The following is a 15,579-nucleotide window of genomic DNA, read 5'->3' as shown; positions in this document are numbered from 1 at the left end:
GTGGAGAAGGGGGTATAGCCGTATAGTTAAAACTTGTTTTTACCGGCAGAGGTTGCGGAGGTTAAAAACGCAGAGACACACAGTGCCCGGTAATTTAATTTTTTATTAATTTAAACAGTCATACAATTCTGCGTAGCTCTGCGAAAACCCCGTTAACTTTGCGGTTGAATACACGTTAGTTGTTTAGTTGGTTAAGTCCACCCTGCGCAGGTTGATGTTCCCTAATGGATTAACCACCATTGGGATCTTCTCAATCCGGGTTTCGCTGGTATCCAGGCCAAAGGCCTTCGCCTCGGTTTGGGCCAGTTTTTTGATGGCGAAATAGCTGTTGAGGATGAAGCCTTCGCGTACGCTGAACTCGTTATTGTACGATAGGAATTTCTCCATGATCACAAACTGAAAGTCTGCCGCCAGGTTGTACTGGTTCAACGATTCGTACCGGCTGGTGATGTTGATCTCCTGCCGTTTTACCATATCTTCTACTACTTTTCTAAACAGCACGTTGATGCGCGGCTGGATGCGGAAGCCAAGCCGGAATTCCACCCTGATTACCTTATCATTTGCCACCTCATCTACCGTGTATTCCATGGTAAAAGGTTCGTCGGTGCGTTCTATGTGTATAAACCAGTAAACATCGGCTCTTTTAGGCTTGCGGCTCAGGATAGAATACATGATCTTTTGTTCAATCTGCTTACTGTTATTGGCCTTGGTGAGGTAAATAAGGTGCGTGGCAAATTTAGATACACCCTGATCATTACTTAGAGCGGTTAGCAAGGGGATCTGGTCCTTAAGATCAATAAAATGCAGGAAACGGTTATTGATCTTTCGCGCCCTGAACCAGATGTACATGGTAAATATCAGCCCGAATTCAAACACCAGGAAGAATAACCGTTTGAGGATCTTTACCGCATTTGCAACGAAGAAGGAAAACTCTACCGTTAAAAATACACACAATATAATGGTAACCAGCCACAGCGGCCAGTGCTTTACATAGCGCATAAAGTAATACATTAAAATGGTGGTGCTGAGCATGGCGATGGTGATAGAAAAGCCATAAGCAGCTGTCATGGCGGCAGAAGTACGGAAGTAAAGCGATACGGCAATACAACCGATACACAGGATCCAGTTGATGCTGGGGATGTAGATCTGTCCGCGGATGTTTGACGGATATTTGACCGTGATCTTAGGCCAGAAATTCATGCTGATGGCCTCGCTGATGAGGGTGAACGATCCGCTGATGAGTGCCTGGCTGGCAATAATAGTAGCCAGGGTTGCCAGGGCGATGCTGGGCAGCAGGAAAAAGTGTGGTACGATCTCAAAAAAAGGATTAACTCCCTTAAAGTTCATCCCCGCAGGCCGGGTTAAAACCCAGGCTCCCTGCCCAAGGTAGTTGAGCATTAAAGCCGTTTTTACATAGATCCAAGTAACCTGGATATTCTTGCGGCCGCAATGCCCCAAATCTGAATACAAGGCTTCGGCACCCGTAGTACATAAAAATACAGCGCCCAGGAGCCAAAATCCGCTCGGGTGATCCATTAGTAATTTTGCACCGTAATAAGGATTTAAAGCTTTGATGATTTGTGGATAGTGTGTAAGTTGGATGCCACCCAACACGGCCAACATTAAAAACCAAAGCAGCATCACCGGGCCAAATGCCGATCCTACCACCTTTGTGCCAAACTGCTGAATGAAGAAAAGCAGCAACATAATGCCGATAACAATAAACAGTACCAGGTTATTGCCAGGCACAATGTGTTCGGCAAAGGCTGGTACCAGGTTAAGGCCTTCTATGGCAGACGTTACGGAGATAGGAGGAGTAATGATCCCATCGGCCAGTAAAGTGCCCGCCCCTATAATTGCGGGGATGGCCAGCCATTTGCCGTATCGCCTCACCAAGGCATAAAGCGAAAAGATGCCGCCCTCGCCCTTGTTATCTGCCTGCAGGGTTATAAAAATGTATTTAAAGGTTGTTTGAAGGGTTAAGGTCCAGAAGATACAGGAGATAGCGCCAAGTACCAGGCTCTCGTCAACTTTACCTCCTTCTATCAATAAGGTTTGAAAAACATACAAGGGCGAGGTACCGATATCGCCAAAAATTATTCCGAGGGTTACCAGCATCCCGGCTGCTGATAATTTCTTTAAATGTAAAGTCATGCTGTCAGCCGCCCAACTAACCATGTGCCAACAGCCTGCTTTCTTTATATCTAATTATAAATGAGTGTTTTGTAATTTTTTTTTTTGATGGCAATAAAATGAACCATGCCATTTTGGTGTGGTGATTTTCATTTTGGAGTGGAAAATGAGTTGTAACGATCTTTTGCCAATACTTCCATTTTGACTGGATTTCCATTTTGGGGTGCTATTTTTCAATTGGGCATAGTTAATTTAAATCGATTTATTTTGGAAACCCATCCGGGCGGCACTAAAAATTTATATCTTATCCCCGTCTATGCTCCGGGCATAGTCTTGAGCTGTCCGGAGTTCGTGTTTTGATCTTACCTGCTACCTCAAATGAATTTGAAGACTAAAATATCTTTTGTGTTTTGCATCGTCTGCCTTGCAATTAAAGCGCAGCCATCTCCAAAAACATTGCCCGTTGAAACCGGCGTGGCGCTGCAATTGGCAACCTACCGGCACCAGGTGATCAGCGATATCCAATACACCTTAAACTTTGCTATTCCTGCCAAGAAAGCTGATGCCGTTACAGCATCGGAAGTCATTGAGTTTAATCTATCGGCAATAGGGCAGCCCCTACAAATAGATTTTAAGCAAGCGGCAATCAATGTGCAGGCACTAGCGGTTAATGGCAAAGCTGTTACGGTGGAGCTGCAAAAGGAGCATCTTATTATTGATCCCAAATCCCTGCGTACGGGTGTCAATAAGATAGCGATTCGCTTTATTGCAGGCAGCGAATCCCTCAACCGGAATGACGACTATATGTACTGCCTGTTTGTGCCGGATCATGCGCGCAATACCTTCCCCTGCTTCGATCAACCCGACTTGAAGGCAAGATTTTTACTCACTTTATCGGTACCCACCGGCTGGCAGGTTATGGCCAACGGCCAGCAAAAAGGCAGTAAAATAGAAGGGGATAAAACGGTGTATGAGTTTGCCAATTCGGATAAGCTGCCTACCTACCTGTTTTCTTTTACAGCTGGTAAATACACCTATGCAAGCCAGCAATTAAATGCAAGGTCAGCGGAGTTCCTATACCGCGAAACAGATCAGAAGAAGATCGAACTTAGTCTCGATTCGGTTTTTATTGCGCATCAAAATGCTATCAGCTTTTTACAAGAGTGGACGGGCATTGCCTATCCTTTTCAAAAAGTAGGTTTTGTGGCCATTCCCGATTTTCAGTTTGGCGGTATGGAACATCCCGGTGAAGTGCAGTACAAAGCTTCAGCCTTGTTTTTGGATGATGGAGCAACCAAAGATCAGTTCATCAGCCGGGCAAACCTCATCTCGCACGAAACGGCACATATGTGGTTTGGCGACCTGGTAACCATGCAATGGTTTAACGATGTATGGATGAAAGAGGTGTTTGCCAACTTTATGGCAGATAAGGTTACCCAAAAAATGATGGGGGAAGAAACTTTCAACCTCAAGTTTTTGCAGGATCATTATCCTGCGGCTTATAACGTCGACCGGACTGCAGGTGCCAACCCCATTCGCCAGCCGCTGGATAACCTGCAGGAAGCAGGCTCGCTTTATGGCGATATTATTTACAACAAAGCACCCATTATGATGAGGCAACTGGAGCAATTGATGGGGCAGGAAAACTTCCAAATGGGAATCAGACAATACCTGAAAAAATATGCCTACGGCAATGCCACATGGACCGATCTGATCGCTATCCTGAGCAAGCACACTACGGCCGATTTATACAGATGGAACAAAGTGTGGGTGAACGAACCGGGCAGGCCGGTGTTTGATTACAGCATTGCTTACAATGGCTCTAAAATTAGAAGTTTGGTTATTTCGCAACATCCCGAAAGTGGTACGCAACGTATCTGGCCCCAGGCATTCAGTATTACTTTATTTTATCCCTCTGGCATTAAAACTATCCCGGTAGATATGAATGCACAGCAGATTAGTTTGAAAGCAGCTATTGGGATGGATAGACCCTTATACATGCTGTTCAACTCTGATGGAATGGGTTATGGCTTATTTCCATCTGATAAAAGCATTAAACTATACAACCTTAAAAGCCCCTTGCAACGCGCAGCGGCTTACATTTCTGCTTATGAAAATATGCTGGCCGGCAGATCTTATCAACCCGTGGAGTTGCTTAGTATGTTTACCGACGGCCTGACGGCCGAAACCAACGAAATGAACCTGAGATTAATTAATGGATACATCAGTACTATTTACTGGGAATTTTTATCCCAGCAGGTTCGCCAGGGTTTGAGTTTGGCGCTCGAAACATCGGTTTGGGATGCATTGCAGAAACAAACTGCGGTTAATAATAAAAAGATCTTGTTCCGTACATACCAGTCTGTTTTTACAAGTAAGGATGCTGTGGCGAAAATGCACCGGATCTGGCAGGATCAGCAACCGCCGGAAGGTATAAAGCTTAACGAGGATGATTACACCGGCATTGCGCTATCGCTGGCCCTTAGAGGTGATTCTCCCCGCGAAACTCTAAAGCAGCAGGAAGAGCGCATTACCAATGCGGACCGAAAAATAAGACTGCAGTTTTTAGCCCCGGCATTATCTCCCGAAGCTGCGGAGCGCGATGCTTTTTTCAAAGGTTTATCCGGGCGTAAGAACCGCGCAAAAGAAGCCTGGGTTGGAGCTGCGCTGGCCTACTTAAATCATCCGTTGAGGCAATCAACTTCGGTAAAGTATCTGCCCCAAAGCCTGCAGTTGTTGGGGGAAATTCAGCAAACTGGGGATATATTTTTCCCGCAATCGTGGCTGGGCGCCATTTTTGGCAGTTATCAAAGCAAAGAGGCGGCTGATGATGTGCAAGTCTTTTTAAATAACCATCCTGCATATAACCCCAGGCTGAAGGCTAAGATTTTGCAAGCCACAGATAATTTAATGCGGGCGCAAAATCTGGTGCCTCAGCCGTAATTATGGTTTGAGATAGCGACAGTACACACAGCGGTTAAATTGTATAAAAAGATTTTTTAGCAAGGTAAAACGCTAAGCTGCATTGTGAATTTTTGCGCTAAAGACCTGCAAATCTTGGAGTGCTTTGCAGTTAAATATGCATCATGTTACAGGGCGTACTCATCTAATTTCCTGTACAGTGTTGTCAGGCCTATTCCAAGCAGGCGTGCAGCTTCGGTTTTGTTTCCCCGGGTGTAAGCCAATACCTTTATAATATGATGTTTTTCAATGCTTTGCAGATCCAGTGAATTGTTGTTGCTCTGAATGGTTTGCGCGCTGAATTGCGGAGGAAGGGAAGCGGCGGTCAGGGTATCATCAGAAAGGATCACAGCCCGTTCCATTACATTTTTCAATTCCCGGATATTACCTTTCCACTGGTGGCTTTTTAATAGGGTTAAAAAGTCGTCGGGCATTTTTACGTTACGGCCGGCTTTATCATTAAACTGTTTAAGGTAATATTTGGCCAGCAGGCCGATATCATCCGTTCGCTCATTTAATGATGGCAGCGCGATGGTGAACACCGAAAGGCGGTAATAGAGATCGAGCCGGAACTTGCCCTCATCGGCTTCTTTTTGCAGATCGCGGTTGGTGGCCGCCATAATGCGGATATTTACCTTGGTGGTTTGTGTATCGCCGAGTTTAATGAAAGTTTTGCTTTCCAGCACACGCAACAACTTAGCCTGTAGCTCCAGGCTCATTTCGCCTATCTCATCTAAAAATATGCTGCCATGGTGCGCCTCTTCAAACAAACCTTTCTTGTCTTTAGTGGCCCCGGTAAATGCACCCGCTTTGTAGCCAAATAGCTCACTTTCCAATAACTCACCGCTAAAGCTGCTACAGTTAATAGCCACAAAGGGCATTAAACGGCGCTGGCTCTCATAATGGATAGCAGATGCGAAAACTTCCTTACCTGTGCCGGTATCGCCCAAAAGCAAAACGGTGGTATCGGTAGCGGCAACCTTGCGGGCCAGATTTACAGCTTCCACTATCGCTTTTGATTGCCCGATGATCTGTGCAAAACTGTGCTTGCTGCTTACCTTTTTTTCGGCATTGAAAATGCTTTGATGTAACCGGGCTTTCTCTACTGCCTGGTTAAGCAGCGGGATGATCTTGTCGTTATCATCGCCCTTAACAATATAATTAAAAGCGCCGTTCTTGATGGATTGCACGCCATCATTGATGGTGCCGTACGCCGTAAGATTTATTACCTCCACATAAGGCTTCTTGGTTTTGATGGTTTTAACCAGTTCCACCCCATTGGCATCGGGCAGTTTTACATCACTTAGTACAACCAGCACATCTTCCTGCTCTAGCAATTTTAAACCGTCCTTGCCATTATAGGCCTGCACTACCCGGAAACCTTCCAGACTGATGATGCGCGACAGCAGGTCGTTGAGTTTCTTTTCGTCGTCGATAATGAGGATGGTGGATTGCATAGCGGCTAAATTACGGGTGCAAATATACGTTGGGTGGTGGTTGGTTAATATTTTATTTGTTAAACGATAATTCCTCACTAAAGAATTATGAATATGCGTTTACATTTGTGACCTTAGGTGTTGATTTTAAACCCGCCATAACATGAGCAACTATATAAAAGCAACTGTGATCAGCCTCGGTGTACTTGCCGCCTCCTATTGCAGCGCCCAGAAAACGATGCAGTCATTCGCAACTGAAAAATACCGCCCTCAATTTCACTTTTCGCCAAAGGCGCACTGGATGAACGATCCTAACGGTATGGTTTTCCTTAATGGTACTTATCATCTCTTTTTTCAATACCATCCGGGCGGCACCACCTGGGGGCCGATGCATTGGGGGCACGCCACCAGTCCTGACCTGATGCACTGGACCGAACAGCCTATTGCGCTTTACCCTGATAGCCTGGGGACAATATTTTCGGGCAGTGCGGTTATCGATAAGGATAACACCGCCGGTTTTGGCAAAAATGCGATGGTAGCCATTTTCACCTATCACAACCAAAAATTAGAAGATGCTAAAACTGGCCGACACCAGTACCAGGGAATTGCCTATAGTACCGATGAAGGTAAAACATGGACCAAGTACCATGGAAACCCGGTACTGCCCAATCCCGGCATTCCTGATTTTCGCGACCCGAAAGTACAATGGTACCAAGCCGGGAAAAAGTGGGTGATGACGCTGGCCACTAAGGACAGGATAACTTTTTACTCATCTCCCGATTTAAAAAAATGGACCAAGGAAAGCGATTTTGGCGCCACATTGGGTGCACACGGCGGCGTTTGGGAATGCCCCGACCTGTTTAGTTTGGATGATAACGGTAAACAAAAATGGGTATTGCTGGTCAGCATCAATCCCGGCGGGCCAAGCGGCGGTTCGGCAACACAATACTTTACCGGTAGCTTCGATGGTAAAACCTTTACACCGGATAATGTTACTACGCGTTGGATAGATTACGGGGCCGATAACTATGCAGGGGTTACTTTCTCTAACACCGGCAGCCGCAAGGTATTTATAGGGTGGATGAGTAACTGGCAATATGCCAATGTAGTGCCTACTCAAAACTGGCGCAGCGCCAATACGATACCTCGTGAACTAAAGTTGCGGGATGTAAATGGCCAGGCCTATTTAGTTGCCATGCCGGTAAAGGAGCTTGCCGCTATTACTTCATCTGCGGGCACACTGCCGGAGCAAACAGTAAATGGCAAGCTCGATCTTTCTAAATCTGTAAGCACTTTTGGCGGCAAATATATGGTAGACCTGGAACTACCTGTCAGGGAAGATATTGCATTGCATTTAACCAATGCTAGTGGAGATGAGGTAATAATAGGCTATGATAAAGCCAGTAACACCTATTACACCGACCGTACCAAAGCTGGCGATTTGAGTTTTGAGAAAAGTTTTGCCCGTAAAACGATAGCGCCACGCATAGCTGGGGGGGAAAGCTTATCCATAAAGTTGTTGGTTGATGCAGCTTCGGCAGAGGTTTTTGCAGATGGTGGTTTATCGGTATTGACTGATATTTTCTTCCCGAAAGAGCCGCTGAATTTGTTGCACATCACAACCAAAGGGCCTGTTAAGATTAAAAAGATAAAATATGCGGCAGTAAAATCATCGCTATGATCTTTAAATTAATACATAAGCGGATGGCCCGCTAGTTGTCAGTACAAACGTTTGCATTTGCCTTAGCGGCATTAGTCTTTTGTAGTATCTGTTAAATGCTCAATAGATAAAAAATGAACAAACGTTTGCGTAGTATTTTTTCGCAGTCATTAAAGTCATTTTTCCTACTTTGTGGGCATCAAAACCAACAAATTAGCAGAATGATGGATTTGGCTAGTGATATAGCGGCAAGTTATTGGCAAAATGCAGATAAGGAAGATGTTCAATTGCATCATGTGCAAACCGGAAATGGCATAGCTGTTTCCCGTAGTAATTTGGGTGGATCAAATGCTGGTACACCTCATCAGATTACCGTAAATAAGCTTAACCTTATTTTCTTGCTGTTGATTTGCTTGCTGATGCTGCAAACTGTATGCCTGGCCCAGTCTTTTAAGGCCGTAGTGCCATTTGGTGGCAATGCCTGGGTAAATGCTCCGGCAGCAATCACAGACACCGGCTTAACAAAATGGACCAGTCCAAAGTCTACCGCCAAGGTGTATTTTAGGGTATCTGTGCCGCAGCAGCTCAATCTTTCGCTCCGGCTGCGTGTGCCATCAGGGAAAAGTACCCTCAGCGTTACCATTGGCAAAAGCGTATTTACCAGGCAAATTACTAATTCAGAGTACGATACGATCGCTATTAGCCAGGTGGATATCATCAAGCCTGGTCATGTTGAGGTTGCTATAAAGGGCATCAGCAAAACAGGTAAAGTATATGCGGAGATTACCGACCTCATTATCAATTACACCAAACCGGATAACGATATCGAGTTCGTAAAGCAGGGCAGTTCATTCCATTTTGGCAGGAGGGGGCCGTCGGTGCATTTGCGTTATCATATTCCTGCGGATGTTAAAACGGATGTGCGCTGGTTTTATAACGAGATCACCGTGCCGGTGGGTAATGATTTGGTTGGCTCTTATTTTATGGCCGATGGTTTTGGTGAAGGCTATTTTGGCATGCAGGTAAACAGCAAAACCGAACGCCGTGTGCTGTTCTCGGTTTGGAGCCCTTTCAATACCGAAGATCCTAAGGCCATACCCGATAGCATGAAGATCAAACTGCTGAAGAAGGGTGCTGGTGTACACGGCGGTGAGTTCGGTAACGAAGGCTCGGGCGGGCAAAGCTATAAACAACTGATGTGGCAGGCCGGTAAAACTTATGCTTTTTTATTGGGCGCCGAGCCGGATTCAACTCATAGAACCACCACCTATACTGCTTATTTTAAAGATATAACTGCCAATAGATGGTATCTCATAGCGAGTTTTAGGCGCCCGCAAAAGGCTACTTACTTAACCAGTTTGTATTCTTTTCTGGAGAACTTTGAGCCTGAAGAAGGAAATATTACACGTATGGCTTATTATGGCAACCAGTGTGTGACTGATAGCAAAGGTAGCTGGGAGCAACTTACCGGGGTAACCTATACCGGAGATGCCACTGCGAAAGCCAAATACCGAAAAGATTACGCGGGCGGCATGCAGAACGGTAAGTTCTTTCTGAAAAACTGCGGTTTTTTTGACGGATTTGTACCATTGAACACCTCTTTTACCAGGCCGGCAACGGGCATAAAGCCCGTGATTGATATTAGTTCATTGCCAACGGAATAATAAATTACGAAACCTCAATATTAAAAACGCATTGATATGGAAAGAAGAGATTTTATAAAAAACGGCGCAATTGCCGCGGCAGGTTTAACTATTCTGCCCTCGGGTAGTTTGTTTGCAGCGTCGGCTACCAAAGTTAGACTGGGTTATATTGGCGTTGGTGCCCGCGGCATGAGCCATATCTCCGAAGGTTGCCTGAGGGAGGATATAGAAGTTGTAGCCATATGTGATACGCAGGAAAGCTCCCTGAAACGCTGCCGGGAATTCATCGCGCAAAAAGGCAGGCCTGCGGCTAAAGAATATACAGGCGGAATTGATGCATACAAAAAGCTGCTGGAACGAAAGGATATTGATGCAGTGATCATTGCGACACCATGGCAGTTCCACCATCCGCAGGCTATTGATGCAATGAAAGCCGGCAAATATGTTGGCTGCGAAGTAGTAGCAGGCTTAACGGTTGAGGATCATTGGGATATTGTAAACACCTCAGAAAAAACCGGTATGCCCTACATGACGCTGGAGAATGTTTGCTACCGCCGCGATGTAATGGCCGCATTGAATATGTCGCGCCAGGGTTTGTTTGGCGAATTGGTGCACGTAGAGGGTGGGTATCAGCACAACCTGCGGGATGTGTTGTTCAACGGCAAAGATGGGGTAACATTCGGGCCGGATGCTACCAGCGAAGCGCAATGGCGTACCCAATTCAATATAGATGTGGATGGCGATATTTACCCAAGCCATGGTTCTGGCCCCTGCATGCAGTATTTGGATATTAACCGGGGCAACCGTTTCACGTCCATGTCGTCATTCAGTTCTAAAGCGCGCGGCTTGGCGGCTTATGTGGAAGAAAAAGCTCCGGGCAACCCTGGCGCTAAGATCAATTATAAAAATGGCGACGTGATCCAAACCATGATCAATTGCGCAAATGGTGAAACCGTGCTATTGAGCCATGATACACATTTGCCAAGACCCTACTCTCTGGGCTTTAGGGTGCAGGGAACAAAAGGCTTGTGGATGGATGTTGCCAAAAGCGTTTACATCGATCATCAGTCAAAAAACGACGATGCATGGGATCCGGCACAGGAATGGTTTGCTAAATACGACCACCCGCTGTGGAAAAAATATGAGAAAGAAGCCAGTGGCGCAGGCCACGGCGGTATGGATTGGTTTGTGTTTAATGCCTTTATCGAATCGGTAAAGCAAAAGCGGCAGACACCAATTGATGTTTATGATTCGGTTACGATGAGTGTGATCACCCCGCTTTCTACCAAATCACTGAAAGAAGGAAATGCTGTGCAACAGTTTCCCGACTTTACCAAAGGTCAATGGAAAGGGCGGAAGAATAAATTTGCTTTAGATGATAGCGGGTTTTAATTACCCCAGCGCGCTGATGCCGATTTACCATACTAAATAAAGGCAGCAGCAATTGCTTAAGTTGTGGCCATGATGCCTCTATTTTGACATGCGACTTCTTTTCGAGCTGAAGAAATTGAATGAAACCTAAGAAAAAACGATAGCGCTAAATTTTATCAAGTCACCGGAATCGGTGACTTTTTTTCTTTTAGGTACAAAAATTTTACATGATTATCCCCCAAAAAATTTACAAGTTTGCAGGTGATCCATCGGTGAAGCAGAAAAGCTAAAACGATAAACAAAACGGGAATAGATTCATTTGTAAATCTGTCCGCCTAAAACTTCTGAATGAAAAACATATTTAAAACGCTTGGCATTTTTGTGCTGGGCCTAAGCTCGGCGCAAGGCTGGTCGCAGGATAAATTGCCGGCATACCCGCTTATCACACACAACGCTTATTTCAGCATCTGGAGTAATTCTGACAAGCTTAATGAATCGGTTACCCGGCATTGGACCGGTAAAGAGCAGTCGATGATAGGGATATTGAAAGTCGACGATAAGTTTTACCGCTTCATGGGCGAGTCGTCCCCGCAATACAAAACCATTGTGGCCACCGGGGATGAAACCGCCGCAAAGGTTAAATACCAAACGGAGGGTACGGTAGCCGACGGCTGGGAAAAGACGGGCTTTAATGATGCAGCCTGGAAAGCAGGCTTAACCCCGTTTGGTGATGACCGCAGCAAAGCGGGTACCAAATGGATAGGGAAAGACGTTTGGATAAGGCGTAAATTCAACCTGAAACAAATTCCGTCAGGAAAATTGCTGCTCAAACTTTTTCATGATGATGCCGCCGAAGTTTTCCTGAACGGGAAAAGCCTCTTTAAAAAAGCGGGTGCCAATGGCGATTATGACCTGTATCCGCTATCGGATGAGATCCGCTCTAACCTGGTTGTTGGAGACAACCTAATGGCTATCCATTGCAATAATACAGGTGGCGGCACCTGGATAGATGCCGGCATTGTAGAAGAGTTGGTAAATACCACCGATGACAAGATCAAAGTAGCTAAACAGTTATCGGTTAAGGTTACCGCAACGCAAACCACCTACCAGTTCAGGTGTGGTGATGCCGATCTGGCGGTGAGGTTTACATCGCCATTGGTGCTCAATAATCTGGCGGTGCTCACTTCGCCTGTATCCTACATAACCTACAGTGTAAGGGCGAATGATGGTGAAAAACACAATGTGAGCCTTTACCAGGGCGTTTCATCAAACCTGGCGGTAAATCAGCCTGCGCAGGCAGTTAAAGTATCGGCCTACCAAAAAGGCGGAATGCAAATTTTAAAGGCCGGCACCGTGGAGCAACCGGTTTTGAAAAAAAGCGGGGATAATATCCGGATAGATTGGGGTTATCTTTATGCGGCAGCCAGCGGCTCCACACAATACACCACTACCGAAGACAATGCCATCGCCTCATTTTATAAAAGTAACATGAAAGGTAATGCGATCACCAACGGGAAAAGGCTGATGCTGAATACTGTTTTTTTGCTTGGCAGTGTGGATACGAAGCCGGTTACAAAATATATGATGCTTGGTTATGACGATCTGTACTCCGTACAGTATTTTAAAACCAATTTAAAGCCCTGGTGGCGCAATCAGCCCGGCGCAAGTATGGATGCCGAGTTGGCAAAAGCAAACAGGAACTACCTGACCGTTATCAATCTATGCAAAAAAACGGATGCACAGGTTTATGGCGATGCTGTGGCTGCCGGGGGTGAGGAGTATGCAAAACTATGCGTAATGGCTTACCGGCAAAGTATTGCCGCTCATCAGGTGGTTAAAAGTCCGCAGGGCGAGCTGCTGTTTTTATCGAAAGAGAATTTCAGCAATGGATCTATCAACACGGTGGATGTAACTTATCCTTCTGCGCCACTATACTTATTGTACAATCCCGAATTGATGAAGGGGATGCTGAACGGTATTTTCTACTACAGCGAAAGCGGTAAATGGGCCAAACCGTTTGCAGCGCATGACCTGGGCACTTACCCGCTGGCCAATGGGCAAACCTATGGCGAAGATATGCCGGTGGAAGAATGCGGCAACATGATTGTACTGGCAGGGGCTATTACTTCGGTTGAGAACAGCCCTGCATACGCCAAAAAGCATTGGAAAACCTTAACCACCTGGACCAACTACCTGGCTAAGGCAGGCTTTGATCCGGAGAATCAACTTTGCACCGATGATTTTGCCGGTCACCTGGCGCATAACACCAATCTCTCCGTAAAAGCCATTGTGGCCATTGGTGCTTATGCAAAAATGGCTGGCATGATGGGCCAGACTGCAGTGGCGGCTAAATACGGCAAACTGGCTAAGGACCTTACCATTAAATGGATGGATAAAGCCAACGCGGGCAATCATTACTCGCTGGTTTTTGATAATAAGGATACCTGGAGCCAGAAATATAACATGGTTTGGGATAAAGTTTTAAAGCTTGATCTTTTTCCGCAGCGCGTTTACGATACGGAGATAAAGTATTACCTGGATCATCAAAACAAATTTGGCCTGCCGTTGGATAGCCGCAAAACTTACACCAAATCCGACTGGATCCTGTGGACGGCAACCATGACCAGCAATGCCAAAGATTTTAAAGAACTGGTAGAACCGGTTTATAAATATGCATCAGAAACCTCATCAAGAGTTCCGCTAAGCGATTGGCACGAAACTAAAGACGGGAAAATGGTTGGCTTCCAGGCGAGGAGTGTGGTAGGTGGATATTTTATGAAAGTGCTGTACGATAGAAGTTTGAAACCTGCTACCAAAAAATAGATCAATTTTGAATTTTTAAAACGGAATAAAGGGCTGCCGCAGGGGCCGCAAAGTCTAAAATTTTGCGGCCCTTTTTAATTGAGCAATGAGCTTCTACAGACTTTAATGAATTTAGCAAATCTGACCGGTTGGCCGTCAGTATTTGTTCGCTTCTCAAATTTCAGAGTAGCGCAAGCCCGAACAGCCTAAAATATGGGCACTTTAAGAAGATAACTGGTATCCAATAGCAGATCTTATTTATCTATTGTAGTGATGGATAGATCGTGGCTGACGAATAGATCGTTTTTAGGTCTCCGCCCACCGTCAAATACTTTGCCGTTGAGGATGCTCAGGCCGGTGATACCGGGATTGTTGCCATGCCCCAGCGGCCATTTGCCCGTAGTTTCACCAACAGTAACATCTGCAAGGAAGGCCGCATCCAGGCTAAAATCTGTACAGTTTTTTGAATTGAGGTTATATTTCACGCCGTCGTATTTTTTGGTGAGCGCAATGATCCTTTCAAAGCGCCTTTTCGAGATAAACTTGCCTGCAACTTCATCCCAGTTATGGCGGGCATCATCCCTAAACACAGAGGGGGATGAAGGGAACAGCGGCGTGCCAGCCAGCAGATGATTCTTATCGGGATAGAATCCAAAGGAAACGGAGATATAAGTAGAGTCGCTGTTATACTTAATCAGCGTGATAAATGAATGGCCCGAATCGGTGTATCGGTACACCTTGCGTTTTCCCGCAACCGGCTGCTTTACATGCATCAGCATAGCGTATGCTACAGCCTTCTTGCCATCTTTAAAAGCCTCGGAAATATAGGTGTAAGTGATCTTTGGGCTTCTGATCTCTTTTACAGGAGGGGTTGCAAATGTTCCGCCGGGTTCGTTAAGGAGGGAATCATCTTTTATATTAAAGCCCAGGTATTTTGGATCGAGTAAAGTGGTATCAGCTACAAGCCTGTCCGTTACATTTAAAGAATCTATCCGCGTAAGAGTGGCTTGATCATTGCCCGTTGTATCTGCGGCTTTGTACTGCAGCGTTTTAAAGTAGCATTTCATGGCAAGGGAGTAAAGCCTTAAACGGGCGAAGGTATTACCCAGGTTAAAAAAGAACTTTCGTTTTGCATGATTGGTAGCGGCATCCTCCCTAAACTCTATATTGCGGAGGCGCTGCATCAACGCCTTTCTGTCTTTAGCTTTACTGATCGTTAGCTGCAGACTTTTTTGGGTGGCAACATCTTCCAGTTGCATCTCCGATAACATCGGTGCGGCTGATGCTAATCTCATTAATTGGGCCTCGGAGTAACCGGTATGAAGATCCAGTGAATCAGTAACCGTTTTATACTTACCAACCGATGCTGTCTGCGCATTTACCGCTGAGGTAAAGCCAAGTAAAAACGCGCCAGCAATAATGGATTTACTCAGTAGATATAAATAGCGTTTTTCCATTATATAAATTCAGTCAATTGCGATTGGAGCTATTATTTCAGCGTTTTACCAAACAGTTGCAGCGTTTTTACGCAATTTACAATTATTTAAGGCGAATAAATCTGCAAAGCTTAGAT

General features: G+C 45.5%; 9 protein-coding genes. 5 read left to right on the top strand and 4 right to left on the bottom strand.

Annotated elements, in window-relative coordinates; genetic code table 11:
• Window positions 1-183 precede the first annotated feature (183 nt).
• Entirely contained in the window at window positions 184-2,154 is a 1,971-nt protein-coding gene (locus A0256_22970; GenBank protein ID AMR34657.1) for a potassium transporter Kup, read from the bottom strand.
• Window positions 2,155-2,170: 16 nt separating this feature from the next.
• Window positions 2,171-2,350, bottom strand: a complete 180-nt coding sequence (locus A0256_22965; protein ID AMR34104.1) for a hypothetical protein — start codon at window positions 2,348-2,350, stop codon at window positions 2,171-2,173.
• A gap of 161 nt (window positions 2,351-2,511) precedes the next feature.
• Here A0256_22965 and A0256_22960 point away from each other — a divergent pair, with 161 nt between their 5' ends.
• Window positions 2,512-5,076 carry an aminopeptidase gene (locus A0256_22960; protein AMR34103.1) on the top strand — a complete coding sequence of 855 codons (2,565 nt, stop codon included), beginning with the start codon at window positions 2,512-2,514 and terminating at the stop codon, window positions 5,074-5,076.
• Between the two features lie 146 nt (window positions 5,077-5,222).
• Here A0256_22960 and A0256_22955 read toward each other — a convergent pair whose 3' ends face one another.
• Window positions 5,223-6,551 carry a sigma-54-dependent Fis family transcriptional regulator gene (locus tag A0256_22955; GenBank protein AMR34102.1) on the bottom strand — a complete coding sequence of 443 codons (1,329 nt, stop codon included), beginning with the start codon at window positions 6,549-6,551 and terminating at the stop codon, window positions 5,223-5,225.
• Window positions 6,552-6,693: 142 nt separating this feature from the next.
• On the opposite strand from A0256_22955, the gene A0256_22950 reads away from it, so the two are divergent.
• From A0256_22950 to A0256_22935, 4 genes are all read left to right on the top strand, one after another.
• Window positions 6,694-8,211, top strand: coding sequence for a glycosyl hydrolase family 32 (locus tag A0256_22950; protein ID AMR34101.1), 1,518 nt, complete (start codon window positions 6,694-6,696; stop codon window positions 8,209-8,211).
• Between the two features lie 398 nt (window positions 8,212-8,609).
• Window positions 8,610-9,854, top strand: coding sequence for a hypothetical protein (locus A0256_22945; GenBank protein ID AMR34656.1), 1,245 nt, complete (start codon window positions 8,610-8,612; stop codon window positions 9,852-9,854).
• A gap of 36 nt (window positions 9,855-9,890) precedes the next feature.
• A complete protein-coding gene (locus A0256_22940; GenBank protein ID AMR34100.1) occupies window positions 9,891-11,225 on the top strand; it encodes a glycosyl hydrolase in 1,335 nt (444 codons plus the stop codon).
• A 327-nt stretch (window positions 11,226-11,552) separates the two neighbouring features.
• On the top strand, window positions 11,553-14,027 hold the full coding sequence (locus A0256_22935) for a glutaminase (GenBank protein AMR34099.1): 2,475 nt from the start codon (window positions 11,553-11,555) through the stop codon (window positions 14,025-14,027).
• 233 nt (window positions 14,028-14,260) lie between these two features.
• Here A0256_22935 and A0256_22930 read toward each other — a convergent pair whose 3' ends face one another.
• On the bottom strand, window positions 14,261-15,463 hold the full coding sequence (locus tag A0256_22930; GenBank protein AMR34098.1) for a hypothetical protein: 1,203 nt from the start codon (window positions 15,461-15,463) through the stop codon (window positions 14,261-14,263).
• Window positions 15,464-15,579: the final 116 nt, after the last annotated feature.

Source organism: Mucilaginibacter sp. PAMC 26640 (assembly GCA_001596135.1).
Taxonomy (GTDB): domain Bacteria; phylum Bacteroidota; class Bacteroidia; order Sphingobacteriales; family Sphingobacteriaceae; genus Mucilaginibacter.
This window is presented reverse-complemented; position numbering and strand designations above follow the sequence as displayed.

What these genes read in the sequence shown, in the direction of transcription:
- A0256_22960 (AMR34103.1), top strand. Translation starts at nt 2,512, where the DNA reads ATGAATTTGAAGACTAAAATATCTTTTGTGTTTTGCATCGTCTGCCTT.
- A0256_22945 (AMR34656.1), top strand. Translation starts at nt 8,610, where the DNA reads ATGCTGCAAACTGTATGCCTGGCCCAGTCTTTTAAGGCCGTAGTGCCA.
- A0256_22970 (AMR34657.1), bottom strand. Translation starts at nt 2,154, where the DNA reads ATGACTTTACATTTAAAGAAATTATCAGCAGCCGGGATGCTGGTAACC.
- A0256_22950 (AMR34101.1), top strand. Translation starts at nt 6,694, where the DNA reads ATGAGCAACTATATAAAAGCAACTGTGATCAGCCTCGGTGTACTTGCC.
- A0256_22965 (AMR34104.1), bottom strand. Translation starts at nt 2,350, where the DNA reads ATGGAAATCCAGTCAAAATGGAAGTATTGGCAAAAGATCGTTACAACT.
- A0256_22935 (AMR34099.1), top strand. Translation starts at nt 11,553, where the DNA reads ATGAAAAACATATTTAAAACGCTTGGCATTTTTGTGCTGGGCCTAAGC.
- A0256_22940 (AMR34100.1), top strand. Translation starts at nt 9,891, where the DNA reads ATGGAAAGAAGAGATTTTATAAAAAACGGCGCAATTGCCGCGGCAGGT.
- A0256_22955 (AMR34102.1), bottom strand. Translation starts at nt 6,551, where the DNA reads ATGCAATCCACCATCCTCATTATCGACGACGAAAAGAAACTCAACGAC.
- A0256_22930 (AMR34098.1), bottom strand. Translation starts at nt 15,463, where the DNA reads ATGGAAAAACGCTATTTATATCTACTGAGTAAATCCATTATTGCTGGC.